This is a genomic window from Edaphosphingomonas laterariae (assembly GCF_900188165.1).
Lineage (GTDB): Bacteria > Pseudomonadota > Alphaproteobacteria > Sphingomonadales > Sphingomonadaceae > Sphingomonas_E > Sphingomonas_E laterariae.
The window spans coordinates 1-23,375 of record NZ_FZOS01000006.1 but is presented as its reverse complement, the minus strand read 5'-3'; the positions used below and the strand labels follow the sequence as shown (position 1 = coordinate 23,375).

At 65.0% G+C, this 23,375-nt stretch carries 26 protein-coding genes and 1 tRNA gene; 9 read left to right on the top strand and 18 right to left on the bottom strand.

All coding sequences use genetic code 11. The features are described 5' to 3' along the window. Positions 1–28: 28 nt before the first annotated feature. Complete coding sequence (locus CHB74_RS07300; protein WP_089218976.1) at positions 29–550, bottom strand: GNAT family N-acetyltransferase; 522 nt, start codon at positions 548–550, stop codon at positions 29–31. Next, a complete protein-coding gene (tgt, locus tag CHB74_RS07295; protein WP_089218975.1) occupies positions 547–1,677 on the bottom strand; it encodes a tRNA guanosine(34) transglycosylase Tgt in 1,131 nt (376 codons plus the stop codon). The genes CHB74_RS07300 and tgt overlap by 4 nt, the downstream gene beginning before the upstream one ends. 162 nt (positions 1,678–1,839) lie before the next feature. On the opposite strand from tgt, the gene CHB74_RS07290 reads away from it, so the two are divergent. From CHB74_RS07290 to pyrF, 3 genes are all read left to right on the top strand, one after another. Next, entirely contained in the window at positions 1,840–4,143 is a 2,304-nt protein-coding gene (locus CHB74_RS07290) for a patatin-like protein (protein WP_089218974.1), read from the top strand. 92 nt (positions 4,144–4,235) lie between these two features. Beyond that, the gene (locus tag CHB74_RS07285; protein WP_089218973.1) at positions 4,236–4,595 is read left to right on the top strand and encodes a lipopolysaccharide assembly protein LapA domain-containing protein; all 360 of its coding nucleotides are present in this window, start codon (positions 4,236–4,238) and stop codon (positions 4,593–4,595) included. Continuing rightward, positions 4,592–5,266, top strand: coding sequence for an orotidine-5'-phosphate decarboxylase (gene pyrF / locus CHB74_RS07280; protein WP_089218972.1), 675 nt, complete (start codon positions 4,592–4,594; stop codon positions 5,264–5,266). Before CHB74_RS07285 ends, pyrF begins: the two co-directional genes overlap by 4 nt. A gap of 115 nt (positions 5,267–5,381) precedes the next feature. Here pyrF and CHB74_RS22405 read toward each other — a convergent pair whose 3' ends face one another. The 10 genes from CHB74_RS22405 to CHB74_RS07230 form a co-directional block, all read right to left on the bottom strand. Further along, positions 5,382–6,758: a transporter family protein gene (locus CHB74_RS22405; protein ID WP_144033743.1), complete on the bottom strand. Its 1,377-nt coding sequence runs from the start codon at positions 6,756–6,758 to the stop codon at positions 5,382–5,384. Positions 6,759–6,785: 27 nt separating this feature from the next. Then, positions 6,786–7,439 carry a hypothetical protein gene (locus CHB74_RS07270; protein ID WP_089218970.1) on the bottom strand — a complete coding sequence of 218 codons (654 nt, stop codon included), beginning with the start codon at positions 7,437–7,439 and terminating at the stop codon, positions 6,786–6,788. Between the two features lie 48 nt (positions 7,440–7,487). Further along, positions 7,488–8,201 carry a C39 family peptidase gene (locus tag CHB74_RS07265; protein WP_089218969.1) on the bottom strand — a complete coding sequence of 238 codons (714 nt, stop codon included), beginning with the start codon at positions 8,199–8,201 and terminating at the stop codon, positions 7,488–7,490. Further along, entirely contained in the window at positions 8,185–8,610 is a 426-nt protein-coding gene (locus tag CHB74_RS07260; protein WP_144033742.1) for a hypothetical protein, read from the bottom strand. Before CHB74_RS07260 ends, CHB74_RS07265 begins: the two co-directional genes overlap by 17 nt. Before the next feature lie 70 nt (positions 8,611–8,680). After that, positions 8,681–10,159: a beta strand repeat-containing protein gene (locus tag CHB74_RS07255; RefSeq protein WP_089218967.1), complete on the bottom strand. Its 1,479-nt coding sequence runs from the start codon at positions 10,157–10,159 to the stop codon at positions 8,681–8,683. Positions 10,160–10,277: 118 nt separating this feature from the next. Continuing rightward, positions 10,278–11,294, bottom strand: a complete 1,017-nt coding sequence (locus CHB74_RS07250) for a helix-turn-helix transcriptional regulator (protein ID WP_089218966.1) — start codon at positions 11,292–11,294, stop codon at positions 10,278–10,280. Between the two features lie 283 nt (positions 11,295–11,577). Beyond that, positions 11,578–11,653, bottom strand: a tRNA-Thr gene (locus CHB74_RS07245). Positions 11,654–11,670: 17 nt separating this feature from the next. After that, the gene (locus CHB74_RS07240; protein ID WP_089218965.1) at positions 11,671–12,537 is read right to left on the bottom strand and encodes a hypothetical protein; all 867 of its coding nucleotides are present in this window, start codon (positions 12,535–12,537) and stop codon (positions 11,671–11,673) included. Beyond that, a complete protein-coding gene (locus CHB74_RS07235; RefSeq protein WP_089218964.1) occupies positions 12,537–12,875 on the bottom strand; it encodes an MmcQ/YjbR family DNA-binding protein in 339 nt (112 codons plus the stop codon). The genes CHB74_RS07240 and CHB74_RS07235 overlap by 1 nt, the downstream gene beginning before the upstream one ends. Positions 12,876–12,888: 13 nt before the next feature. Next, positions 12,889–14,202, bottom strand: a complete 1,314-nt coding sequence (locus tag CHB74_RS07230) for a replication-associated recombination protein A (protein WP_089219107.1) — start codon at positions 14,200–14,202, stop codon at positions 12,889–12,891. Between the two features lie 97 nt (positions 14,203–14,299). Here CHB74_RS07230 and CHB74_RS07225 point away from each other — a divergent pair, with 97 nt between their 5' ends. Both CHB74_RS07225 and CHB74_RS07220 read left to right on the top strand, forming a co-directional pair. Further along, positions 14,300–14,884 (top strand): PadR family transcriptional regulator, encoded by a 585-nt coding sequence (locus CHB74_RS07225; RefSeq protein ID WP_089218963.1) that lies wholly within the window; start codon positions 14,300–14,302, stop codon positions 14,882–14,884. 80 nt (positions 14,885–14,964) lie between these two features. Beyond that, positions 14,965–15,279 carry a DUF2218 domain-containing protein gene (locus tag CHB74_RS07220; protein ID WP_089219106.1) on the top strand — a complete coding sequence of 105 codons (315 nt, stop codon included), beginning with the start codon at positions 14,965–14,967 and terminating at the stop codon, positions 15,277–15,279. A gap of 48 nt (positions 15,280–15,327) precedes the next feature. On the opposite strand, the gene CHB74_RS07215 is transcribed toward CHB74_RS07220, so the two are convergent. The 3 genes from CHB74_RS07215 to CHB74_RS07205 form a co-directional block, all read right to left on the bottom strand. Beyond that, complete coding sequence (locus CHB74_RS07215; RefSeq protein WP_089218962.1) at positions 15,328–15,954, bottom strand: YceI family protein; 627 nt, start codon at positions 15,952–15,954, stop codon at positions 15,328–15,330. 142 nt (positions 15,955–16,096) lie between these two features. Further along, the gene (locus CHB74_RS07210; protein WP_089218961.1) at positions 16,097–16,576 is read right to left on the bottom strand and encodes a glutathione peroxidase; all 480 of its coding nucleotides are present in this window, start codon (positions 16,574–16,576) and stop codon (positions 16,097–16,099) included. Positions 16,577–16,619: 43 nt separating this feature from the next. Beyond that, complete coding sequence (locus CHB74_RS07205) at positions 16,620–17,102, bottom strand: MarR family winged helix-turn-helix transcriptional regulator (RefSeq protein ID WP_089218960.1); 483 nt, start codon at positions 17,100–17,102, stop codon at positions 16,620–16,622. A 72-nt stretch (positions 17,103–17,174) separates the two neighbouring features. Here CHB74_RS07205 and CHB74_RS07200 point away from each other — a divergent pair, with 72 nt between their 5' ends. From CHB74_RS07200 to CHB74_RS07190, 3 genes are all read left to right on the top strand, one after another. Then, the gene (locus CHB74_RS07200) at positions 17,175–18,059 is read left to right on the top strand and encodes a branched-chain amino acid aminotransferase (RefSeq protein ID WP_089218959.1); all 885 of its coding nucleotides are present in this window, start codon (positions 17,175–17,177) and stop codon (positions 18,057–18,059) included. 148 nt (positions 18,060–18,207) lie between these two features. After that, a complete protein-coding gene (locus tag CHB74_RS07195) occupies positions 18,208–19,488 on the top strand; it encodes a methyl-accepting chemotaxis protein (protein WP_089218958.1) in 1,281 nt (426 codons plus the stop codon). A gap of 163 nt (positions 19,489–19,651) precedes the next feature. Further along, positions 19,652–20,488, top strand: a complete 837-nt coding sequence (locus CHB74_RS07190; protein ID WP_089218957.1) for a nidogen-like domain-containing protein — start codon at positions 19,652–19,654, stop codon at positions 20,486–20,488. Positions 20,489–20,562: 74 nt separating this feature from the next. Here the strand turns inward: CHB74_RS07190 and CHB74_RS07185 are convergent, their stop codons facing one another. Both CHB74_RS07185 and CHB74_RS07180 read right to left on the bottom strand, forming a co-directional pair. Then, a complete protein-coding gene (locus CHB74_RS07185) occupies positions 20,563–21,060 on the bottom strand; it encodes an MliC family protein (protein ID WP_218821399.1) in 498 nt (165 codons plus the stop codon). 50 nt (positions 21,061–21,110) lie between these two features. After that, the gene (locus tag CHB74_RS07180) at positions 21,111–21,617 is read right to left on the bottom strand and encodes a hypothetical protein (RefSeq protein ID WP_179220746.1); all 507 of its coding nucleotides are present in this window, start codon (positions 21,615–21,617) and stop codon (positions 21,111–21,113) included. A gap of 398 nt (positions 21,618–22,015) precedes the next feature. Here CHB74_RS07180 and CHB74_RS07175 point away from each other — a divergent pair, with 398 nt between their 5' ends. Beyond that, entirely contained in the window at positions 22,016–22,312 is a 297-nt protein-coding gene (locus CHB74_RS07175) for a hypothetical protein (RefSeq protein ID WP_089218955.1), read from the top strand. A 164-nt stretch (positions 22,313–22,476) separates the two neighbouring features. Here the strand turns inward: CHB74_RS07175 and CHB74_RS07170 are convergent. Then, on the bottom strand, positions 22,477–23,375 hold an 899-nt coding region (locus CHB74_RS07170), incomplete at its 5' end, for an IS3 family transposase (protein ID WP_144033741.1).

Genomic DNA, 23,375 nt, shown 5'->3' with positions numbered 1-23,375 from the left:
GACTAAGCGGATTTCAGAAACCGGGAGATTACCGCCCCGTCCGCCGCAGGATGAGCTCGTCGTCGAGCCAGCTTCCCACCCGGAACTGATACCCACCCGCTTTCTCGAAACCGAGCGCCTGATATAGCCGCTGCGCCTTGAGATTGCCGGACCATACGCCGATCCAGATCGCGCCGGGCGCCTGCGCTTCCATCCAGGCGAGCGTGGTTTCGAACAGCCGGCCGCCCAGCCCCAGCCCCTGCACGGCGCGCGTCAGGTAAAGCTGCTTGAGCTCAAGATCGCCGTCGCGGGCATCGGCGTGCGGCAGGCCGTTGGGGCCCGCCACCGCGAAGCCCACCGCTTCGCCATCATGTTCGGCCACCCAGACGCCGAAGGCGGGATCGGCGATCCGCCCGGCAAACACCGCTGCCGCAAGCTTTTCGGCGATATAGGCGTCCCGGTCCGCCGGCGGATAGGGGATGCCGAAGCCATCGACGAAGGTTTCGAAGAAGGTCGTCACCGCCAGCCGCGACAGCGTATCGGCATCGGCGGCGACAGCCCGGCGGATCACGCCTTGTTCCCCTTGTAACGCGCGCGGAAACCATCCGCGAACGCCTTCAACCGCCCTTCAGCGATCGCCGCGCGCAGCTCCGCCATCAACTGCTGATAGAACCACAGATTATGCTCGGTCATCAGCATCGCGCCCAGCATCTCGCCCGATTTGACGAGGTGGTGGAGATAAGCGCGGCTCCATGGCGCGATCGGCGATTCCGGGTCGATCGGGGCCAGATCCTCGGCGAACTTGGCGTTGCGGATGTTGATCGGGCCGTCCCAGGTGAAGGCCTGGCCATTGCGTCCCGAACGCGTCGGCAGCACGCAATCGAACATGTCGATCCCGCGTTCGACCGCGCCGACGATATCGTCGGGCTTGCCCACGCCCATCAGATAACGGGGCTTGTCCGTGGGCAGCATGTCCACCGCGAAATCGAGCACGCGGAACATCTCGTCCTGCCCTTCGCCCACCGCGAGCCCGCCGACGGCATAGCCGTCGAAACCGATGTCGAGCAGCGCCTGGCTCGATTGCCGGCGCAGATCCTCCTCCATCGATCCCTGCTGGATGCCGAACAAGGCGGCGCCCGCCGCATGGTCGACGCCCGAATCGAACCCGTCGCGCGATCGCTTCGCCCAGCGCATCGATCGTTCCATCGACGATGCCGCCCGATCGCGCGTCGCGGGGAAGGGCGTGCATTCGTCGAACGCCATCACGATGTCCGATCCCAGCAGCCGCTGGATTTCCATCGATCGTTCGGGCGTGATCATGTGGCGCGATCCATCGAGATGCGATTTGAACGCGACGCCATCCTCGGTGATCTTGGCGAGATCGGACAGGCTCATCACCTGATAGCCGCCACTGTCCGTCAGGATCGGGCGCTCCCACCGCATGAAGCCGTGCAGCCCGCCCAGCCGCGCCATCCGTTCCGCGCCGGGGCGCAGCATCAGGTGATAGGTGTTGCCCAGAATGATGTCCGCGCCGATCCCGCGCACGTCCGCCGGCTTCATGCCCTTGACGGTGCCGGCGGTGCCGACCGGCATGAAGGCCGGCGTGCGAATGTCGCCACGGCGCATCGATATGGTGCCGGTGCGGGCAGCCCCATCGGTCGCGGCAACGGAAAACTGGAAACGGGGACGATCGGTCATCCCCGCCCCATGCCGTGCAGACGGGCGGGAGTCGAGCCTTGGCGGCCTCGCCGGTGGCCTGTTCCTGTACGCAGCGCACCTGCAGTGGTCAGCAGGCCGAAATCGGCGATTGAACGCCACCGGGCTTGGCATCGGGCCACTGCCCATGCCAAACCGCCTGCCATGCGGGAGAAGGAGTTAAGGCTGGCGCTGGTCTGCTATGGCGGCATCAGCCTCGCCGTTTACATGCACGGCATCACGCTCGAAGTCTGGCGCCTTGCGCGCGCCAGCCGGGCCTTTCATGCCGGCGAGCCATGCGCCGATGGCAGCGAAGCGGTTTATTGCGAACTGCTTGAAACGATCGAGCGGGAAACCGGCGTCCGGCTGCGCGTGCTGGTCGATATCGTGGCGGGGGCGAGTGCCGGCGGCATCAATGGCGTCTTTCTGGCCCAGGCGATCGCGTCCGGCCAGTCGCTGGAGCCGCTGACCGACCTGTGGCTGGAAAAGGCCGATGTCGACGTGCTGGTCGATCCCGATGCACGGCCCTTGTCGCGCGCGACCAAGATGTGGGCGACGCCGATCGCCTGGTGGGCGGCCGGCAAGCGCGGCGGGACGATCGAGCGGACGGTGGACGAGGAAACGCGCGAGGAGGTGCGTACCAAGCTTTCGCGCTTCGTGCGGGCGCGCTGGTTCGCGCCGCCTTTCGGGGGGGAGGGGTTCACCAGCCTGCTGCTCGATGCCCTGGACGCGATGTCGGCATCGCCGGCCGGGCCGCCCTTGCTGCCGCCCGGCCAGCCGCTCGACCTGCTGGTCACGGTGACGGACTTTCACGGCCACCCCCAGCGGCTGGAACTGCATTCGCCGCGGGAAATCGTGGAGACCGAACACCGCCTGAAGATCAGCTTCAGCGATCATGGCGATGCTTCGCGCTGGCTGGGCGATACGCCTGATCTGGCGTTCGCGGCCCGCGCGACGGCGAGCTTTCCCGGCGCCTTCCCGCCCTTCACCGTGGCGGAGCTTGATCGCGCGCTGGACAAGCGCGGGCGCGCATGGCCGGGGCGGGAGGATTTCCTCGCCCGCGTGCTGCCGCGCCACGCGGCGATCGGCGTGGCCGAGGATGCGGTGCTGATCGACGGTTCGGTGCTGGCCAATGCGCCGTTCGGGCCGGCGCTGGAGGCGTTGAAGGATCGGCCGGCGCGCCGCGAGGTCGATCGCCGCATGGTCTATATCGATCCCAAGCCGGGTGTCCGTTCGATCCGCATCGGCGGCGGCAAAGGCGAGTTGCCGGGCTTCTTCGCCACCATCTTCGGCGCGCTTTCGGATATTCCGCGCGAACAGCCGATCGGCGACAATCTCGATGCGATCGAGGCACGGTCGCGCCGCATCCGGCGGATGAGCAAGATCGTCGAGGCGATCCGGCCCGAGGTGGAAGCGGCGATCGACAGCCTGTTCGGGCGCACCTTCTTTCTCGACAGCCCCACGCCCGGCCGGCTCGCCAACTGGCGGGCCAAGGCGCAGGACGCGGCCGCGCGCCAATCCGGCTTCGCCTATCCGGCCTATGGCCATCTCAAGCTTTCGGGCATCGTCGAAGATATGGTCGGCCAGATCGCGACGCTCGCCCGCGCCGATCGCAACCGCCAGGACGCGATTCGCCGGGCGGTATGGGCGGCGGTGCGCGCAACCGGGATCGCCCATAATGGCGCGCTTTCCGCCAATGGCGCGAGCGACGCGGTCGTCGCCTTCTTCCGCGACCATGATCTCGGCTTCCGCATCCGCCGGTTGCGGAGCGTGATCCGTCGCATCGCGGAGATCGAGCAGGCCTCGAGCACCGTCAACCCGGCGATTCAGGGCGCGCGCGATGCCGCTTATGCCGCGCTTGCCCTCTATCTCGATCGGCAGATGGACGATTTCTTCGGCAATGCGGTGGTCGCCGCGGCGCAGGATGCGGTGGAACAGCCGGCCGCCGCGCTTGTCGCCATCGCCGACGCGCGCGATCTGCCCGGTATCGACCAGCGCGCCGATGATGTCATCGCCGCCGCGCTGACCACGCTGCCCAAGGCGGAACGCCGGGCGGTGCTGCTCACCTATCTCGGCTTTCCGTTCTACGACATCGCCACGCTGCCCTTGCTGCATGCCGAGGATACGGACGAGTTCAACGCCGTGCTGGTCGATCGCATCGCGCCCGACGATTGTTCGGCAATCCGCGAAGGTGGCGCCGAAGCGACGTTGAAGGGCATCCAGTTCAACAGCTTCGGTGCCTTCTTCAGCCGCGCCTATCGCGAAAATGATTATCTGTGGGGGCGGCTGCACGGCGCCGAACGGCTGATCGACATCACCGTGTCCGCGCTTCCGGCGGGGATCAGCATGCCGCCCGGCGTCGTCGCAACGCTCAAAAAGCAGGCGTTTCGCGCCATTCTGGCGCGCGAACGGCCCCGGCTGACCACGATCGAGCCGTTGTTCGATCAGCTCGATCGCGAGGTTGGTTGAGCGGAGCTCCCGCTCGTTGCCGAAACAACCCGCACCCCTTTGCCAAAGGCCAGCCTTTCAGCCTAAAAGGGGGGATCAAGGGAGACCGGGCGATGCAATTTCTCCGAACCTTGTTCTGGGTTGTCGTCGCGGTAGTCGCCGTGATCTTCGCGACGCGGAACTGGAACACGGTGACGATCAATCTATGGGGTGGCCTGCGTGCCGATGTGAAGCTGCCGTTGTTGATCTTCGGCGCTTTTTTTGTCGGACTGGTGCCGCTTTGGGTGCTTCATCGCACCACCCGCTGGACGCTTCGTCGCCGGCTCGACAGTGCTGAACGGGCACTGGCCGAAGCCCGCGGCCATGACGCGCCGGCGGTAGCCGCTACCCCCGCCCCGGCCCCGACGGCGCCCAATATCATCGAAGCCGTTCCCGCCCCTTCGTCTGTCCCCGTACCCCCGGCCGTATCATGACCAGCCCGATCTACATTGCCCTCGACACCCCCGATCTGGACAAGGCGAAGGCCATTGCCCAGCGCGTCCGCAACCATGTGGGCGGGATCAAGCTGGGGCTGGAATTCTTCTGCGCCAACGGCCGTGCGGGCGTGAAGGAGATGGCGGCGCTCGACCTGCCGATCTTCCTCGATCTCAAGCTTCACGATATTCCCAACACGGTGGCCAAGGCCGTCCAGGCGCTGCGTCCGCTCGACCCGGCAATCCTGACCGTCCATGCGGCCGGCGGCCGCGCGATGCTGGAAGATGCCAAGGCCGCCGCGCCGCTTGGCACCAAGGTCGTCGCCGTCACCATGCTCACCAGCCTCGACGGTAACGACATGACGTCGATCGGCCTTGCGCCCGATCCCCATGCCCAGGTCGAACGGCTGACGATGCTCGCCCGCGAAGCCGGGATCGATGGCATCGTCTGTTCGGGGAACGAGGTTGCCGCCGCGCGCAAGATTTGGCCCGAAGGCTTTTTCGTCGTGCCGGGCGTGCGGCCCGCCGATGGCGATGTCGGCGATCAGAAGCGGGTGATGACGCCGCGCGCCGCGCTCGATGCCGGTGCGTCGGTTCTCGTCATCGGCCGGCCGATCACCCAGGCGGCCGATCCGGATCAAGCCGCCCGCGCGATCGAAGCGACGCTGTAGAGCGCTTTCCAAGCAGGTGGAATCACCTGCTGACTCGGAAAGCGCGTTAAACAAAGAGCTTAGAGCATTCGAGCCGGCGCAGTCGGATCGGAAACTGTTCTAGGTATTTCGGCTGTCAGTTGAGGACCAGTGGCACGCGGAGCGTCGTGCGGAGATCGGTCGCGTCGTCGGTGGCGCCCATCTCGACCGTCCAGTTGATCGTCGTCGCCGTGTTCACGCGATAGCTGATACCGAACAGGAATCGGCCGATCTGCAGGTCGCGGGTGCGCGTGGTGATCGGATCGCCCAATATCGTCTGGCCGTTGCGGATCGTGATCGGCCGGACGAGGCTCTTGGTCGAAAACACCCAATTATGGGCGTAGGCGAAGCTGATCGACGTGCGTTCGTTGAGGCCAAGGCCCAAGCCCGCCGTCATGTTCGGGCCGGAACCGGGCTCGACATGATCGATCTGCGCGTCGCTGATCCGCGTATCGACATCCTCGCCGAAGTTGAAATTATAGCCGAGCACCGCGAACAGCGTCGCCGGGTCGCTCGGCACGATCGCCGTGACGCTGGGCGCGACGCTCCAAAAGCCGCCGCCGGTTGCGGCCTTGGTGGCGTTACCCAGCGCGCTGCGCGGCAGATCGAACGGGCCTTTGCCGGTGGGCGCGACGACCTGCAGGTTGGCGGTCAGGAAGGGCCAGCCATTGGTGCCATTCGACACCAGATAGCGGGCAAGGAATTCGACATCGCCGATGCCCGATCCCTTGGCTGAGGTGTTGACCGTCCCCGCGCCGGATTGCGGCGGGTTCTGGACGAGCGGGACGAGCACGGCCGAATCCTGTCGATAGACCCAGGGTATGCGGACGCCGATTTCGATATGGTCGCTGATCCCGAACCGGGCGACGCCGGCCAGCGTCAGCACGTCCTGCCGGCTTTCATTGATGTCGAACACGCCGACCAGCACCGATTGGGGAACCTCGATCCCCCGGAAGACGAAGCGATTGCGGTCGGCGCGGCCATATTCCACCGTGGGTTCGACGGTCAGGCGCCCGGCCTTGGTGAGCACGCTGCCGCGATCCGCCAGCACCGCCATTTCCTGCCGTGGGGCAGCGGCAGGCTGTTCGCCAACCTTCTGCACCGGTTCGGCCGGCTTGCTTGCGGCGGCGGCCGGGGCAGGGGGCTGCGCCTGGGATTGGGCCGTGCGCGTCTGGGCGGGAGGCGTCTGGGCCGTGCGCGCGGGCGCGATGGCATGCGCGGGGCCGCCGCTCTGGACGCCGGCGGCGCGCATCTGGCCGAGCAGCGCTTCCTCCAGTTCGATCAGGCGCTTTTCCTGGGCATCAAGCCTGCGGCGCTGTTCCGCGATGGCGCTGCGCTGCAGATCGATCTCGTCCTGCAATGCCTTGAGATCCGCCATCGCCAGTTGCGGCATCGCGGTCGTCTGCTGGGCCGACGCCGCCACCGGCCAAACGGTGACGCAGCAGGCAACAGCCCTCGGTAGCATCCCTTTCATCCACGCCTCCCCCTGACCCGGATTGGCTCAACGGATAATCCGGCTGGCGGCGTCGACCGCGAAGGACTCCAGGCGGAGCAACGCATTACCGGCCAGCATCGACGCATTATGCAAATCGACATTGACAGTAACGATCGTGTCGATCGCCCTGTTGTCCGCCGTATTCGCCACAGCGCTTCCTGTGATGCTGCCTATCATATGTTGCAACTGAAGGGAATTTCCAGCGAGCGTCACTGTCGATCCACGATCGGTCTGGACGAGTTGCACGTCCCCCCATGGTGTCGCGACGCCCGGGCCGTTGGCGACGAGCGTGACGGGCGTCTGATCGGCGCTGCTGATCGGGGAACTCGCACTGCCGTCGTTGATGCGCACGATGCCGCCCGATGGCGTCTGGACGGTGACCCCGCCGGATGCGCCGGAAACCGCGGCGGGACTGGTCGTATCGCCGACATAGACGCTCGGCGTCGCTCCGCTCTCGGGCATTAGCGCGGTCCTCAGCGCCAGCGCGCCATTGACCAGCGTGGTGATCTCGATGCCGACGGAAATCGCCATGCCGTTCGGCAGGTCGAAGCCGCCACGGACGTCTTCAAGGTCATCGTCGGGGACGGTGCGATGTCCCGGGAAGGGCGATGCCATGGCCGCCGTCGGCAGGCTGCCGAGGGCCATCGCGGTGACGATCATTCTGGGGAGCCGGCGGCGGGACGCGCGATCACCTGTCATCATCGCCCCCTACATCTCGACCGGATAGGGCGGCGCGCGGGTCAGCGCCAGCGCCTGCAGGCTTGTCGGTTCCATCATGATCGTGGCGCGGCCGCGCGCGACGAGGCCCCATTCCTCCGGCCGTCCGAAACTGCTCTTGCCACGATCCACCGCGTCGGCGAGCGCGAACAATATGCCGTTCCACATGCCGGAAAAATCGTCGATATCCATCAGGCGGATGCCGAGCGAAGGATCGCCGACCAGCACCTTGCCATCGGCCACGCCCTTGATGACGACGAAATGCTTGTAGCCATTGAGGTCGATCATCGCGATGCCGGGCACGCCGGTTGCGGCGATGTCGGCAAGGGTGACGCGATAGCCGTCGGACTTGATCCCGCGCGCCTGCAGGTAACGCTTCATGTCGAGGAGCGAAAAGCCATAGCGGCGGATCTGCGCTTGATCGCCTTCGTTCCACATGCCGATGAAGATCGTCTTCTCGTTCTGCAGGTCACCATAATGGTAGCGCAGCAAGGTCGCGAGCGCGGCGGAGCCGCAACTGAAATCATATTGCTGGCGGACGACGGTGAGATAGCGTCGTTCCACCATGCTTTTCACCGGCAGCGAAAAATCGCCGGCGGACATGCTGAGATAGCTGCCGGTGGGTGCGACCCGGTCGCCCGCACAGGCAGTTAGTGCCAGCCCCAGCACGCAGATCGACGCGGCCTTGCTACTGGACCGCGACATTGACGTTCATCGACGCGTTGATCGAGACATTGTTGCCGCTATTGGCGTTCAGCAGCGCCAGGCCGTTGAAATTGTCGAACGACGATCCCCCGATCGAAATATTGCCGGTGGCGGAATTGCCGTTGATCGTGTTGCCGGTGACCGTGCCGACATTGCGGGCGTTGATGATCTGCTGCAGCGTTTCGACATCGGCCATGCCGGTGATGGTCGCCAGGCCATCATCCGCGATAACCGACGCGCCGGCGAACGGCGATACCGGTTCCACCACCGGCGGTGGTGCCGCACTGGGCGGGGCAAGTGCGATGGCGCCGATCGCGATCGGTTCATCCACGTCGGACGCCGCAGCGGGCGTCAGCGGGGTGAGGCCGATCAGGGCGATCGCGGCCATCCTGTAAGGCAAGCGGGCCACGGCGGCTCTCCTTCGTTTCGTGCGCAGGCGGAAAAGGGCCGGTTGCCAGGCAACCGGCCCCTCCATCCGCTCACTGACCGAGGTTGAGCGTACCGATATTGGCCGACACGTTGACGCTCGCATTCTGCGAGGCGAACGCGCCGCTGTTGACGTTCATGGCGTTCAGGCCGGCGAAGTTCGAGAAGGCGCCGTTGTCGAACGACACGCCCCACGACATGACCGGAGCACCGCCAGCACCACCGGCACCGCCGGTGCCGCCGCCGCCGCTGCTGCCATTGGTGCCGCCGTCGCCGCTGGTCTGATCGGCATTGCCATCAGCCGAGCCGCCACCGCTGCCACCCGTCGACGGCTGCAGATAGTTGACCTCGCCACCAGTGACCGTGCCGGCGAGCGTCGACGATGCCGTGACCGTCGTATAGCTCACTGTCGCCACGCCGCCATTATTGGCGGAGCCGAGGCCGCTCGCATCGCTTGCGTCGACATCGACGGCGAAGTTCGACGTGCCGCCATTGTTGGCGGAGCCGATGCCGCTCGAGTCACTGTTGTTGCTGTTGTCGCTGTTGTCGCTGTTGTCGCTGGCATCAACATCGACGGCGAAGTTCGACGTGCCACCATTGTTGGCGGAGCCAAGGCCGCTGGAGTCGCTGTTGTTGCTGTTGTCGCTATTGTCGCTGTTGTCGACGGCATAGCTGGACGAGCTGCCATTGTTGGCGGAGCCGTCACCGCTCGATTCATTCGTCGAGGTGCTGCCGTTATTGGCAGAGCCAAGGCCGCTCGAGTCGCTATTGTTGCTGCTGTCCGTCGAATAGCTGGACGAACTGCCATTGTTGGCGGAGCCGTTTCCGCTCGAATCGCTCGTCGAGGTGCTGCCATTATTGGCCGAGCCGTCACCAGCGGAGTCGCTGTTGTTGCTGTTGTCGCTCGCATCGACATCAAGCGCGATGCTCGACGTGCCGCCATTATTGGCGGAGCCGATGCCGGAAGAGTCGCTGTTGTTGTTGGTGCTGCCATTATTGGCCGCGCCCGAGCCGCTGGCATCGCTGCTGTTGCTCGAATCCGCCGCGTCGACCGTGATGTTCGACGTGCCACCATTATTGGCCGATCCCAGGCCGCTGGAATCGCTGCTGTTGCTTGAATCGGCCGCGTTCAGCGTGATCGCCGAGGTGCCGCCGTTATTGGCCGAGCCGGCGCCCGAGGAATCGCTGTTGTTGCTGCTGTCGCTGGCGTCGAGATCGAGCCCGATGGCTGAGGTGCCGCCATTATTGGCGGAGCCGAGGCCGCTGGAGTCGCTGTTGTTGCTGGCGTCGCTCGCATCGACGTCGAGGCCGATGGAGGAGGTGCCACCATTATTGGCGGAGCCGAGCCCGGAGGAATCGCTGGAGTTGGAATTGTCGGTGACAGTGTCGGCCGAACTGTCGGTTGACGTTGATGTGGAGCCGTTGTCGGCGGCGGAAACGCTGCCACCCGAATCCACCGTTTGAGCAAATGCGGAACCGGTCGCCAGGCCCAAGGCACCGATCGAGGCGGTCAGTAGCAGGATGCTTTTCATGACTTTACCCTCTCTTGCATTATTGAACATCACATCGGTTTTAACCTTTGTTTTTGGCGATTCCGTCGCCTTACACCCTATGCTTGGCCGGGTTTTTCACTTAGCCCCAGACGCGTGGTTACTTCGCCCCTGAACGGGCGGAACCATTACCCCCATTTGCGGGGAGCGAGAGGCTGGCCTTGATCGGCACGATCCCGTTGAGGATGACGCGGACGAGATCGGCCTGGCGATGCGTATCGGTCTTGACGAAGACCTGCTTCAGATAGGCGCGCGCGGTCTGGCGCTGGATGCGCATGGCCTGTGCCGCCCCGTCGATCGTCAGCCCTTCGACAAGATGGTGGGCCAGCGTCGCCTCGGTGGGGGTCAGGCCGAAGGCGCGGCACAATTCGCCGACCAGCGGACGCGTTTCGCCATCGGGATCGATGACGTGCAGCACCGTGGCGGCACTGCCGCGCGCGGTGGGTGGCATGCGCGCCAGCGACGCGACAAGCGGGCGGGCATTGGCCCTGCGCAGCAACAGGACGGTCGCGACGCCGGCGTCGGTGGATTTGGTCTGCTCGTCGCTATGGCTCAGATGCTGGATCGCGGTCTGGAGCCGGACGGCATCGTCGAAATCGGTGGCCGTGATGGAATGACCCGCCCTGCGAAGGCCGTCGCCGACGTCCAGTAACGCGTGGGCCTGTTCGTTCGCGAACAGGATATTGCCGTCGGCGGCAAGCACGATGACGGTGAAGTCGAACAGGTTGAGCGTGTGCTCCAGGCTGCCCACGCGCCCGCGATCGCGATGGGATCGCCATAACAGTCGGAGGTGCGCGTCGACCCATGCGTCGATCGCTTCGCGCCGGTCGCGCCATTCGTCCGGGGCCGATCCATCCTGCCAGCAAACCGAAAGGGCGAGCAGGACGGTGGGGTCTGCCCGGCAATAATAGGTCAGGCCGCAAAACCGGTCCTGCCCGTCGTCGCCTTCATAATCGAAGCTGACCGCTTGATTGGACTTCTCTGGAATCCAGGCGTCGATCTGAATGGATTTGTCTATGTCTATCGCCAGCCTGTTTGCCAAATAATCCGGCATGTTGAACATGTCGACAATATCATATTCAGCATGATGGGTGTCGTGGATAGTCAGTGTGCACATTGTGCATTGCAGCTGATCGATAACTAGCCGAAACAATCTGCCTGTTTCGGGGTGCCAGGAGTGTCCATTCGGGGCATTCACCACGATTCTCCTTTGGTCCCATTTACACGGGGCGGCGCTGATTAGTCATCCGTTTCTTGGGGAGTGCGCGGGGATTAATCCGAAATTGACCTGCCATTTGCGCAGTTCCGTCGCGGCGCCGTGGCCGATAGACGAAATATCCCAATGGAAATGCAGATAGTTGGATGGCGCCGCTCGAAACTGCGATCGTTTCGGAATGGGCTGGTGCCGGCTACAGGATTCGAACCCGTGGCCCCCTGATTACAAATCAGGTGCTCTACCAACTGAGCTAAGCCGGCGTCTTGCGCTCCATGCTTCACGGAACGCCGAAGGTCCAGCCCTCCTTTGCGGCAAGTGTCGGGGAAAAAGGTGGTGCGGGTTGCCAAAGTTCGGGCCGCGCGGCGGCGCGGCGTAGCCATGCTGCGGTGATGATCGCGTCCGTGCTGTGATCGTCGCATCGCGCCAGTGGCGGCGGCGTGGCGGAGTCCAGCGCGGCCAGCGCGCGGGCGAGGGTGGCGGTGTCGCGAACCTTGGTGCGGTTGCGTGGCAGGCCGGCGGCCATTGCGGCGATGCCGGTATAGATTTCGACTAGCACGGGGCCGCTGGCCGGCACGGGATCGAAGGGCCAGACGGGAATCCGGCCGTCCAGCTGGCGCAGCAGGCGCATGCCCGTCAGGCTCGCTTTGCCGACTTGCTTTGCGCCGACAAGGTTGAAGCAGGATGCCGGTGTCGCAGCGGTGCGGCTTTCCACGATGCGCATGCGGCCGGTCCCGCCGCCGAAGGCATGCCCTTCGCGCCCGCCATGCCGGCGGAAATGGGGTGCGGCGTCGGCATGATCGACGAAGCTGTTGGCGGCGAGATGCGGTTCGGCCGAGGCAATCGTGTCGACCAGCGCCCATAAGGCGCGGGCATCGGCCGGTGAGCTTGCCCATCCCGGAAAGAAGGCGCCAGCGTCGGCAAAGGGGAAGCTGCCGGAAAAATCCATGCCGATCAGCATGTCGGCGCCCTCATCAGCCAGCGCCAGCAGCCAATCGCGCACATCCACCCGCGACCATCGGCCGGGCGTGCCGACCAGTTGCGGTGCGGCGTCGCCCGTGGGGCAGGCGGCGATCGCGATCCCCTTTTGCCGTTCGCCGGCCGCGCCCGACCAGTCGATGCAGGCGAAGCGCGCGAATGCCCGCATCAGGGCGTTTTGCGGGGGCGAGGGCGGGGCCGTGACAAGGCCCAGTCATGCGCCCGCCCGATCATCGCGCGGACGCGTTCGGGATCGGCGCTGTCGTGCCGCACCAGCACCGCCGGCCAGCCCTGATAATGCGGGCTTTGCCAATAGGTGCCGGGATCGGTTTCGATCAGCATCGCCACCGTGTCGAGATCGAGCTGGATGCAGAAGGACCCGGCCTCGTGTCCCGGGGTCAGGAAGGCCCGGCCGTTCGCGGCCTTGACCGCCGGCGCCCCATAATAAGTGGAAAGTTCCGCCCCCGGCAGGCCGAGCGCGAAGGCGACGGCATCTTCCCAGATCATTCGCCCTCCCGGATCAGTCGCTCTGGCGTTCGCGGCGCAAGCGGTCCCAATAAGCGATGCGTTCGGCGATCTTCGCTTCGAAGCCGCGCGGGCTGGGCCTGTAGAAGTTCTGCGCCGTCATTTCCTCCGGCCAGTAATCCGCGCCGGAAAAGGCGTCGTCGGCGTCATGGTCATAGGCATAGCCCTTGCCGTAGCCGACATCCTTCATCAGCCGGGTAGGGGCGTTGAGGATCGATTTGGGCGGCATCAGCGATCCGGTTTCGCGGGCTGAGCGGAATGCGGCCTTCTGCGCGCTATAGGCCGCGTTCGATTTGGGTGCGGTGGCCAGATAGAGGCAGGCCTGAACGATCGCCAGTTCGCCTTCGGGTGATCCCAGAAAATCATAGGCGTCCTTGGCGGCCAGGCACTGCACCAGCGCCTGCGGATCGGCGAGCCCGACATCTTCCGACGCGAAGCGCACCAGCCGGCGCAGCACATAAAGCGGTTCTTCGCCTGCGGTGAGCATTCGCGCCAGATAATAGAGCGCGGCCTGCGGGTCCGATCCGCGCAGGCTTTTGTGCAGCGCCGAGATCAGGTTGTAATGGCCTTCGCGATCCTTGTCGTAAACCGCGACGCGGCGATGCAGCAGGCTGGCGAGCCCGGCGGGATCGAGCGGTTCGGCCAGATCAACCGAAAACAGCGTTTCGGCCTGATTGAGCAGGAAGCGGCCGTCGCCATCGGCCGACGCGATCAGCGCGGCGCGGGCGGGCGGCGTGAGTGGCAGCGGCCGTTCCTCCACCGCCTCGCCCCGGGCGAGCAGCGTATCGAGCGCGGCGGTATCGAGCCGGTTGAGGATCAGCACCTGTGCGCGGCTCAACAAGGCGGCGTTCAGTTCGAAGCTCGGATTTTCGGTGGTCGCGCCGACCAGAATGACGGTGCCGTCTTCGACATAAGGCAGGAAGCCATCCTGCTGGGCGCGGTTGAAGCGGTGGATCTCGTCCACGAACAGCAGGGTGCGCGTGCCCATGCGGGCATGTTCGCGCGCCTCGGCAAAGATCTTCTTGAGATCCGCCACACCGGAAAACACGGCCGAGACCGACGCGAAGCGCAGGCCGACGGCATCGGCCAGCAGGCGCGATATCGTCGTCTTGCCGGTGCCCGGCGGCCCCCACAGGATCATCGATGAAAGGCGCCCGGCCGCCACCATCCGCCCGATTGCGCCTTCCGGGCCGGTCAGATGTTCCTGCCCAACGACATCCGCCAGCGAATGCGGCCGCAGCCGATCGGCCAGCGGAGCGGCCGTGGGGGCGACGGTGGAAGGCGCGGCTGGAGCGAAGAGATCGGCCATGCCGCCGATATAGGCATGTCGCAAAAAAAGGGCCACGGGCTCCTTGACGAGATGCAATCAAGATATATCTTAGAGCCATCTTATGGAGATTGAACGAATGAGATTTGGATTTCACCATCATCGCCACGAGCGCGGCTGCGGGCCGCGCCATGGCGGCATGCGCGGGCGCGGCTTTGCCGCGATGGCGTGGAACATGGAGGAAGGCGAAGGTGGCCGGCGCCGCCGGCGCGTATTCGACGGCGGCGAACTGCGGCTCGTGCTGCTGAAGCTGATCGCCGATCAGCCCCGCCATGGCTATGACCTGATCCGCGCGATCGAGGAACTGACCGGCGGCGCTTATGCCCCCAGCCCGGGCATGGTCTATCCCACGGTGACGCTGCTCGCCGACATGGACCTGATCGAGGAAACGCCAGGCCAGGGTGGGCGCAAGGCCTATGCCGCCACCGATGCCGGCCGCGCGCATCTCGACGCGCACAAGGAAGATGTGGAGGCGTTGTTTGCCCGGCTCGCCGCGCTGGCGGAAGTCCGCGAACGGACCGATGCCATGCCCGTCAAGCGCGCCATGCACAATCTGCGCAACGTGCTTCGCTACCGGCTGGGCGGGGAAGATGTGTCGAACGAAACCATCCACGAGGTGGTGGCGTTGCTCGACGAAGCCGCGCGCAAGATCGAGCGGCTGTGAGGACCACCCGGCTGGCCATGCTGCGCCGGCGCATCGGGAGCGATCCCGGCGCCGGCGACAGCCATGACGAAGGAAAGAACATGACGAACAGCGCATCGGCCGCCGTGCCGACGGATCAGGCAAGCCGCTATTTGCAGCAGTTGTGCAAGCATTGGTCGCACAATCTGAAGGTCGAATTCACGCCCGAGCACGGCACGATCGTGTTCCCGAAGGACGCGCGTGGCGCCGATTTTCCGGCGGACGCGATCGTGACGTTCGATGCGCGGCCGGCGGCGCTGGATGTGCGGATCGACGCCAGTTCGGCCGATCAGCTCGACACGCTGAAGGGCGTGGTCGCCAGCCATCTCGATCGCTTCGCCTTCCGCGAGGCGCCGCTGCCGTTCGACTGGGCCTGAAGGCTTGACGTGGGTGGGGGCGACGAACCCGTCGCCGCCCCGCCGGGATCAGGCCGCCGGCTTTTCGAAGGCGACGCTGATCTTCAGTTCCACCTCGTCCGGCACCATCGGGATGCCGTAGCTGACGCCGAAATCGCTGCGCTTGATCTTGGTTTCGGCTTCGAAGCCGATCGTGTCCTTCTTCGTCATCGCGAACAGGCCGGCGCCCTGGAATTCGGCATCGAGCACGACCTGCTTGGTGACGCCCTTGATCGTCAGATTGCCGGTGATCTTGGCATCATCGCCATCCACGACGACGCTGGTCGACTTGAACGTCGCGGTCGGGAATTTGGTGGCCTCGAAGAAATCGCTGCCGAGCAGATGCTGGGTCAGGCCGTTGCTGTTGGTGACGACCTGGTTGATCGGGATCTGGATATCGACGCTGGCCGCCGAAAGATTGGCCGGATCGATCTTCAGCGTGCCCGTCGGGTTGCCGAAGATGCCGAAATAATCGTTGAAACCGAGATGGTTCACTTCCCACAGGATCTGCGTGTGGGCGCTATCCACGGTATAGGTGCCGGCCTTCACGCGGCTTGCATCCTTGGCGCCGGGCTGGGTGGGTGGCATCTGGGCGATGACCGGGATGGCGACGGCGGCACTGGTTGCGAGCGCCACGGCGATCACGATTTTGCGCATATCAGGCTCCGAAAAAGGAATAGCGGCGAAAAGCTGACCCCGCCGCTATTGCTTGTCAAACACTGATCCCGAAACGAATTGTTTCGGGATATGGGCTTCGTCGCTTTCGCCGCTGCCCGTCGCTATCCTTGCTGTAGCCGGGCTAAAGCAGCTTTTCGATCGCGCGGCGCATGTCTTCCGGCTTGGTGGTGGGCGCGAAGCGATCGACCACCTGGCCCTGGCGATCGACCAGGAACTTGGTGAAGTTCCACTTGATGCCTTCGGTGCCCAGCAGGCCCTTCTGCTGCTTCTTCAGATATTTGTAGAGCGGATGGGCGTGATTGCCGTTGACGTCGATCTTGGCGAACATCGGGAATTTCACGTCGTAGCGCAGCGTGCAGAAATTCGCGATCTCGGCCGCGTCGCCCGGTTCCTGCGCGCCGAACTGGTTGCAGGGAAAACCCAGCACCGCCAGCCCGCGATCCGCATAGGCCTCGTGCAGCTTTTCCAGCCCTTCATATTGCGGGGTGAAGCCGCATTTGCTGGCGGTGTTGACGATCAGCAGCACCTTGCCGCGATAATCGCCGAGCGACGCATCCGCGCCGTCGATCGTCTTGGCTGTGAAATCGTAGATGTCGCCCATCGATTCGCCCCCTCCGCATTCGGGGGCAGGATGGACGCTCCGTTCAGCGTTGCAAGTCCGCGACGCGGGCGCGCTCATCCGGCGCGATCAGATTTTCCAGCACCGTCCAGAAACCGGCCACCGAACCCTGGCCGGCTTCGGCATAAGCGGAAGACAGCTTCGATCGCAGCGCTTCGAACAATTCGGCTTCCAGCGTCGCGCCCTCGGGCGTCAGGCGCAGCAGCCGCTGGCGGCGATCCTCGCGGCCGGTGCGGCTTTCGACGAGACCGCGGTCGCTCAACTCGTTGAGCACACGGCCGAGCGATTGCTTGGTGATGCCGAGGATGCGGAGCAGATCGCTGACCGTCATGTCCGGCCGGCGTGCGATGAAATAGAGCGCGCGATGATGGGCGCGGCCAAGCCCTTGCCGTGCAAGCCCTTCGTCGATGCCGCGATAGAGATGGCTGTAGCCGAAATAGAGCAGTTCGACACCGCGCCGGATCTCGGATTCGCGCAGGAAAAGAGGGGATGCGGATTGGACAGCCATGTTGACGTATATAGGGGTGGGGACTAAGCGTGCGCAACCACCCTTCCAACGACTCAAATATCGGTGAGGACAATGCTCGACGAACGCACCTATGACGACCGCGACGGCTGGATCTGGCTGGACGGCAAGCTGGTGCCGTGGCGCGAGGCGAACGTCCATGTGCTCACCCACGCGCTGCATTATGCCTCGGCCGTGTTCGAAGGGCAGCGGGCCTATAATGGCGAAATCTTCGCGCTGACGCAGCATAGCGAGCGTCTTGTGCAATCGGCCAAGATGCTCGGTTTCGATCTGCCCTGGTCGGTCGCCGAGATCGATGCGGCGTGCCGCGAAACGCTGAAGGCGAACAACCTGACCGACGGCTATGTCCGTCCCGTCGCGTGGCGCGGTTCGGAACAGATGGGTGTCGCCGCCCAGCGCACCAAGCCGCATCTCGCCGTGGCCTGCTGGGATTGGGGTGCCTATTTCGGCGCGGCTTCGGAACAGGGGTTGCGGCTGGATATCGCGCCGTGGCGCCGTCCGGCGCCCTATACCGCACCGGTCCACGCCAAGGCCGCCGGCCTCTACATGATCTGCACCATGTCGAAGCACCACGCCGCCGCGCGTGGCTATGACGACGCGCTGATGCTCGACTGGCGCGGCCAGGTGGCCGAAGCGACCGGGGCCAACGCCTTCTTCATCAAGGATGGCGTGATCCACACGCCGACGCCGGATTGCTTCCTTGACGGCATCACCCGTCGCACGGTGATCGGCCTTGCCAAGAAGCGCGGCATCGAAGTGATCGAACGCGCGATCTGGCCGGAAGAGCTGGAAAGCTTCGAGCAGATGTTCGTGACGGGTAGCGCCGCCGAGGTGACGCCGGTGCGCGAGGTTGGCCCGTGGAGCTTCGAGATCGGCGAACTCACCCGCCAGCTGCAGAAGGATTATGCCGATCTGGTGCGCGGGCGCCTCGGCAAATAAGCGGTTTCCTCGCAAACCCGCATAAAAGCGCGTGATTTCATATAAGTGTCACGCAAACCTTACGCCCTGTTTACCCTTCGCCGGCTAATTCCACCGCCGACGAAGGGGCGGGGTGGACGTGACCAGGCAGCGATCGAACGATGATGGAATGGCGGGCGCCGGAACGGCGCGGATCGCCGTGGGCCATGTTTCGATCGCCGCCGATGCCCGGCTGGCCGAAGTGGTGGATATCTTCCGCGCGCGGCCTGACCTGCGGCTGTTGCCCGTGGTCGACGCGGATCGCCGGCCGGTTGGCGCGATCTTCGAAACCGATCTCAAGCGCATCCTGTTCAACCCCTTCGGCCATGCGCTGCTCAACAATCCCGGTATCGGCATGGCGCTGGCGCATCATGTGCGGCCGTGCCCGGTTGTCCCGCACGACATGGCGACGGGCGCGATGCTCGATGCCTATGCCGTAAGCGGCGGCACCGAAGGGCTGATCGTGACGCGCGACGGCGCCTATGAAGGGGTGATCGCCAACCGCACCTTGCTGCGCCTGGCCGCCGATCGCGAAGCCGAACGCGCCCGGGCGGCGGCGGCCCGGCTGGCGGTGGTGGATCGCGCCAGCACGCGCTTCCGGGGCGAGGCGGCGGGGCTGGCCGACGAACTCAGCAGGCTGTCCGAAGCGGTGTTGCGCACCGCGAACGACATCGCCGAGCGCGCGGCGCAAAATGGCGTGCGCGCCGGCGCGGTGGCGAGTGCGGCGAGCCAGGCCGCGACCAACATGACCGAGATCGCCGCGCGGGGGCGCGGGCTGGCGGACTCGCTGGATCATGCCAATGATACGATGCGCACCGCGCGGGCATCCACCGCCGATGCCGTCGGCATCGTCGCCGACGGTGGCGAACGGGCGCAGGAATTGTCGCAGGCGGCCGGCCAGATCGGCGGCGTGGTGACGCTGATCGAGGAAATCGCCGGCAAGGTGAACCTGCTGGCGATCAACGCCACGATCGAAGCGGCGCGCGCGGGGGAATCCGGGCGCGGCTTCGCCGTCGTGGCGCATGAGGTGAAGACGCTGGCTTTGCAGACGCAGGCCGCCGCCGCCGGCATCCACGATCATGTGGCGCATATCCGCACGGCGGTGACGGCGGTGCATGCCGGCCATGGCGATATCGAGACGATCGTCGCCCGTGTCGATGAATTTGCCAGTGCGATGGAGCAGGCGGTGGCGCGCCAGAGCGAGGCGACCCACACCATCGCCGCCAATGTTGGAGAGGCGGTCGCCGCCTCCCAGCATATCCATCGCAACGCTGCCGCGATCAACGAAGCCACGGTTGCCGCAGCGGCAAGCGCGCGGACGATGCAGACCATGGCGGAATCGCTGGCCGAACGCTCGGTGCAGTTGCGCGGCCGCGTCGCGACCTATGTCGACGAGATTTGCGCGGCCTGATTGGCGCAATTTTCTTGCGAAACTGACGTCATGATGTCGGTAAAGTTTACAATCGCCAATCATGGTTAACGTGAAACGGCGATTTTTGGCCAATGGCATGAATCCTGCTGACGAAGCGGCGCTGGATCGGAGCGATCTATCCGGTCCGTGTAAGGAGTATGTTATGCGGCTTAAGCATCTTGTTCTCGGCACCGCGCTGGCTTTTCTGTCAGCGCAGGCCTCCATCGCGGCACCGATCGCCTCGGGATTCGACAGCGGATCGCTCGGCGCGTGTGATGATTGCTTCTCGAACGCGCATGCGCTCGGGTTCAGCGCCAACTTCTTCGGCACGACCTATTCCGACATTTACATTAGCAATAATGGCTATCTGACGTTCGGCAGCGGGCAGGGCGATTATACGCCCGACGGCCTGGGCGCCGCTTATGCGGGCCTGCCGATCATCGCCGCCTTCTTCGGCGACGTCGACACGCGCGGCGCGGGTTCCGCGCTGGCGACTTTCGGCACCGGCACCTATGCGGGCCGCGCCGCCTTTGGCGCCACCTGGGATGGTGTCGGCTATTATGACAGCGCGACCGACAAGCTGAACAATTTCCAGATCGTCCTGACCGATCGTTCGGACACTGGCGCGGGCAATTTCGACATCTATCTGAACTATGCCCAGATCCAGTGGGAAACCGGCAACGCCGATGATGGCCAGGGCGGCCTGGGCGGCTTTTCGGCCTCGGCGGGTTTCAATGCGGGGACGGGCGGCCAGCCCGGCACCTTCTTTGAAATCCCGGGTTCGCGCACGCCGGGCAGCTTCGTCGATGGCGGCACCGCGCCGCTGATCAACGCCACCAACAATGGCACGCCCGGCCAGTTCCTGTTCACGGTTCGCAATGGCGTGGTTGCGCCGGCGGTGCCGGAGCCGGCGACCTGGGCGATGATGATCGCGGGCTTCGGCCTTGTCGGCGGGGCGATGCGCCGCCGGCCGCGCGTGAACGTCAGCTTCGCGGCCTGACGCCGTAGCCCGGCTTCGGGGTTGAGACGCCGCCGGCCTCCGTGGCCGGCGGCGTTTTCATTGCGAGCGTTTGTTCAGGCGGTCTGTTTTTCGGTGCAGGTGGCCAGTGTCTTTTCGTCCTCGGCCCGATCGCCTTCCTTGCCTTCGAACAGCGTCGCCTCATGCCCCTTGGTCCACCAGACCAGCATCCTGTTATCGGCACGGCCATCATCGGTGGCATAACGCGCGCCCGATGCCGATGGCGTGAGATCAAGATCATAAGCCGTGCCGTCGATCGTCAGTTTCACTTCCGGGTCGGTGGCGTCGCTATTGTCGTAGCGCGCGGTGATCGCCATCGCCGGCGTGCAGCTATAGCCGACCTCGCGGATCGCGCCGGCGGCCGGCATGGCGGCGTTGGCGCCGGGCGCGCGCGCATCCACCGGGGCGACATCGCCCGCCGCGCTTTCCCTCGTAACGCTCTCGGCAGGCGTGGGCGTGGCGGATTGTCCGCATGCCGCCAGCAGCGCAAACAGCGCGATCGGCAGGGTGTGAGCGGGACCATGGGCCATCATGTCGTCCTCCCTTTGCATCATCGAATGGCTGGCGTGGCCGATGGTTCCCGCCACAAGAGCGGCACTGCGGTTCAGATCGGGGCTTTGCAGCCGCGCGCCTGATAAGTTCCGCGCAGGAAGCCGCGCCGGGCATAGCCGGCGTCGATCGCCGCGTTCAGCCGGCGCTGGGCGGGTGCCGCGCCGCTCACCTCGCGCACGATGCCGCGAAAGGGGATCAGCGAATTGATGACGGAGGCGCTGCCGGCTTCGGCCAGCTTGCCGGCCTTGCTCTCCTTCTTCCGCCCGCCCACGGCGAAATCCGGCCCAAGCACGCCGTTGAGTTCGCGGATCGCGGCCGCAAGCTGATCGCAATTGTTGATGCCCGACAGGCTGTAGGGATCCTGACCCGCCTTCACGAGCAGTGGCGGAATTTCGGTCTTGGCGACGCCGACATCCTTGGCCGGCTGGCTGGCGATATCGCCGGCCTTTTTCACCGTATCGCCAATCGGATCGCCTTCATTCTGTGTCTGGGCGGCGGCGGGGAGGGACAGTGCCAGCAACAGGCCGGCGCAACCAATCAGGTGCAACTTCCGGTTCATGCCCATCCCTATGCGCGCGCCGGCTGCGGAGCGCAAATGCCGGAAGGATGACGATGTTTAGGGAAAGGCTGGTGGCTTTCGGGGAGGCTGGTGGGTCCGCCGCCTACCATATTGATCTTATTAATCGGCAGAAATGCGGGCCATAGGCCGTTTCGATCTGCTCAAATGCCCCCGTCAGTGCCCCCAGATTGTTCCGGCGATATGGCGAACGGCCGTCCGATTAACAGTCGGGTAGTTCTCGTTATTTTTCAAAGCATTTTATGACATTTTCCCTGTCTGTTCACCGATGGATATCTGCGGCGGCGCAGGGTCAGTCATAATGACCAAACGTCGGATGCCCGGTAGTACAATGCCCCGAATCGGTTGCGGTGATGTTCTCATTGTGTTCGCATGCCTGTATGCTCAACACCCCCAGCCTCGACGCCCTCATGGCGATAGCCGAGCGCGACCCGCGCTTCTCGATCCACTGGCGGACTAGCCCCCACGAGGGGCGATGGAAGGGCGAGGTGTTCACCCAGCATGACGGGGGCGCGAACCCCTGGCATCTCTCCATCAGGGATGCCGAGGCGGCGGCGCTTGAAGACGCGGCCGCCTCGGCGCTGCATTATTGGGCTGGCGTGTCGACTGAGTTTCGGGCGGTTGCCGAAAGCGTCGCCATCCACGCCGCCGGGCAATTTGATCCGAATCGGCCGTAGTTGCTAATGTCGGGATGAGCGGTGGGATAACCGTGGGATAGCCCCTGAGACACGGAGGTCGCGATGTTCGAAGACCGCGCGTATTTGGAGCGCCGTCTGGTAGAGGAACTGGCAGCGGCAGATACAGCCGTGACCGGCCCCCGCCGAGTGGCCCGCTGGGATTGTTAGTGCATTGAAGCCTCCATCGCCAGTGTCGGCCGTAGGTGGAGCGAAGCGGAACCGGAGGGCGACACTGGCGATGGAACGGCCTCGGGCGCCGGTGGTCGATACCCGAGCGAGCTGTGCGGCCGGACGGTGTTGTAATGTCGGCGCCACGCCTCGATCAGGATCCGGGCCTCGGCGAGCGAGTAGAAGATTTCGCCGTTGAGCAGTTCATCGCGCAGCGACCCGTTGAAGCTTTCGCAATAGCCATTCTCCCACGGGCTACCCGGCGTGATGTAGAGCGTCTTCACGCCGATCTGGGCGAGCCATTGCTGCACCGCCGTTGCGATAAACTCCGGGCCATTGTCCGATCGTATATGCGCCGGCGGCCCACGCGTGACGAACAGCTCGGCCAGTGCCGCGAGCACGTCGTCGCTCTTGAGCTTACGCGCCACCGGCAACGCCAGGCACTCCCGGCTCGCCTCGTCGATGATCGACAGGATCCGGTATTTGCGCCCGTCATGGGTGCGGCCCTCGACGAAGTCGTAGGACCAGACATGCCCGGGATATTCCGGCCGGAGCCGGATGCATGATCCGTCGTTCAGCCACAGCCGCCCGCGCTTCGGCTGCCTTTGCGGCACTTTGAGCCCCTCGCGACGCCAGATGCGCTCGACCCGCTTGCGGTTCACATGCCACCCCGCATCGCGCAGCAACGCCGTCACCCGGCGATAGCCATAGCGACCATATTGTCGGGCCAGCGCGATGATATCCTCGGTCAGAGCTGCTTCGTCATCCGCCCCGCGGGGCGCCTTGCGCTGTGTCGATCGGTGCTGCCCGAGCACGCGGCAGAGCCGCCGCTCGGACACCGGCATCATCATTCTGATGTGGTCGATACAGCGCCTTCGGCGCGCGGGGCTCAGAA

Excerpts from the sequence above, each read along its gene's own strand:
- tgt (WP_089218975.1), bottom strand. The coding sequence starts at position 1,677 with ATGACCGATCGTCCCCGTTTCCAGTTTTCCGTTGCCGCGACCGATGGG.
- CHB74_RS07290 (WP_089218974.1), top strand. The coding sequence starts at position 1,840 with ATGCGGGAGAAGGAGTTAAGGCTGGCGCTGGTCTGCTATGGCGGCATC.
- CHB74_RS07285 (WP_089218973.1), top strand. The coding sequence starts at position 4,236 with ATGCAATTTCTCCGAACCTTGTTCTGGGTTGTCGTCGCGGTAGTCGCC.
- pyrF (WP_089218972.1), top strand. The coding sequence starts at position 4,592 with ATGACCAGCCCGATCTACATTGCCCTCGACACCCCCGATCTGGACAAG.
- CHB74_RS22405 (WP_144033743.1), bottom strand. The coding sequence starts at position 6,758 with ATGAAAGGGATGCTACCGAGGGCTGTTGCCTGCTGCGTCACCGTTTGG.
- CHB74_RS07270 (WP_089218970.1), bottom strand. The coding sequence starts at position 7,439 with ATGATCGTCACCGCGATGGCCCTCGGCAGCCTGCCGACGGCGGCCATG.
- CHB74_RS07265 (WP_089218969.1), bottom strand. The coding sequence starts at position 8,201 with ATGTCGCGGTCCAGTAGCAAGGCCGCGTCGATCTGCGTGCTGGGGCTG.
- CHB74_RS07255 (WP_089218967.1), bottom strand. The coding sequence starts at position 10,159 with ATGAAAAGCATCCTGCTACTGACCGCCTCGATCGGTGCCTTGGGCCTG.
- CHB74_RS07250 (WP_089218966.1), bottom strand. The coding sequence starts at position 11,294 with ATGTGCACACTGACTATCCACGACACCCATCATGCTGAATATGATATT.
- CHB74_RS07240 (WP_089218965.1), bottom strand. The coding sequence starts at position 12,537 with ATGCGGGCATTCGCGCGCTTCGCCTGCATCGACTGGTCGGGCGCGGCC.
- CHB74_RS07235 (WP_089218964.1), bottom strand. The coding sequence starts at position 12,875 with ATGATCTGGGAAGATGCCGTCGCCTTCGCGCTCGGCCTGCCGGGGGCG.
- CHB74_RS07230 (WP_089219107.1), bottom strand. The coding sequence starts at position 14,202 with ATGGCCGATCTCTTCGCTCCAGCCGCGCCTTCCACCGTCGCCCCCACG.
- CHB74_RS07225 (WP_089218963.1), top strand. The coding sequence starts at position 14,300 with ATGAGATTTGGATTTCACCATCATCGCCACGAGCGCGGCTGCGGGCCG.
- CHB74_RS07220 (WP_089219106.1), top strand. The coding sequence starts at position 14,965 with ATGACGAACAGCGCATCGGCCGCCGTGCCGACGGATCAGGCAAGCCGC.
- CHB74_RS07215 (WP_089218962.1), bottom strand. The coding sequence starts at position 15,954 with ATGCGCAAAATCGTGATCGCCGTGGCGCTCGCAACCAGTGCCGCCGTC.
- CHB74_RS07210 (WP_089218961.1), bottom strand. The coding sequence starts at position 16,576 with ATGGGCGACATCTACGATTTCACAGCCAAGACGATCGACGGCGCGGAT.
- CHB74_RS07205 (WP_089218960.1), bottom strand. The coding sequence starts at position 17,102 with ATGGCTGTCCAATCCGCATCCCCTCTTTTCCTGCGCGAATCCGAGATC.
- CHB74_RS07200 (WP_089218959.1), top strand. The coding sequence starts at position 17,175 with ATGCTCGACGAACGCACCTATGACGACCGCGACGGCTGGATCTGGCTG.
- CHB74_RS07195 (WP_089218958.1), top strand. The coding sequence starts at position 18,208 with ATGGCGGGCGCCGGAACGGCGCGGATCGCCGTGGGCCATGTTTCGATC.
- CHB74_RS07190 (WP_089218957.1), top strand. The coding sequence starts at position 19,652 with ATGCGGCTTAAGCATCTTGTTCTCGGCACCGCGCTGGCTTTTCTGTCA.
- CHB74_RS07185 (WP_218821399.1), bottom strand. The coding sequence starts at position 21,060 with ATGATGCAAAGGGAGGACGACATGATGGCCCATGGTCCCGCTCACACC.
- CHB74_RS07180 (WP_179220746.1), bottom strand. The coding sequence starts at position 21,617 with ATGAACCGGAAGTTGCACCTGATTGGTTGCGCCGGCCTGTTGCTGGCA.
- CHB74_RS07175 (WP_089218955.1), top strand. The coding sequence starts at position 22,016 with ATGCTCAACACCCCCAGCCTCGACGCCCTCATGGCGATAGCCGAGCGC.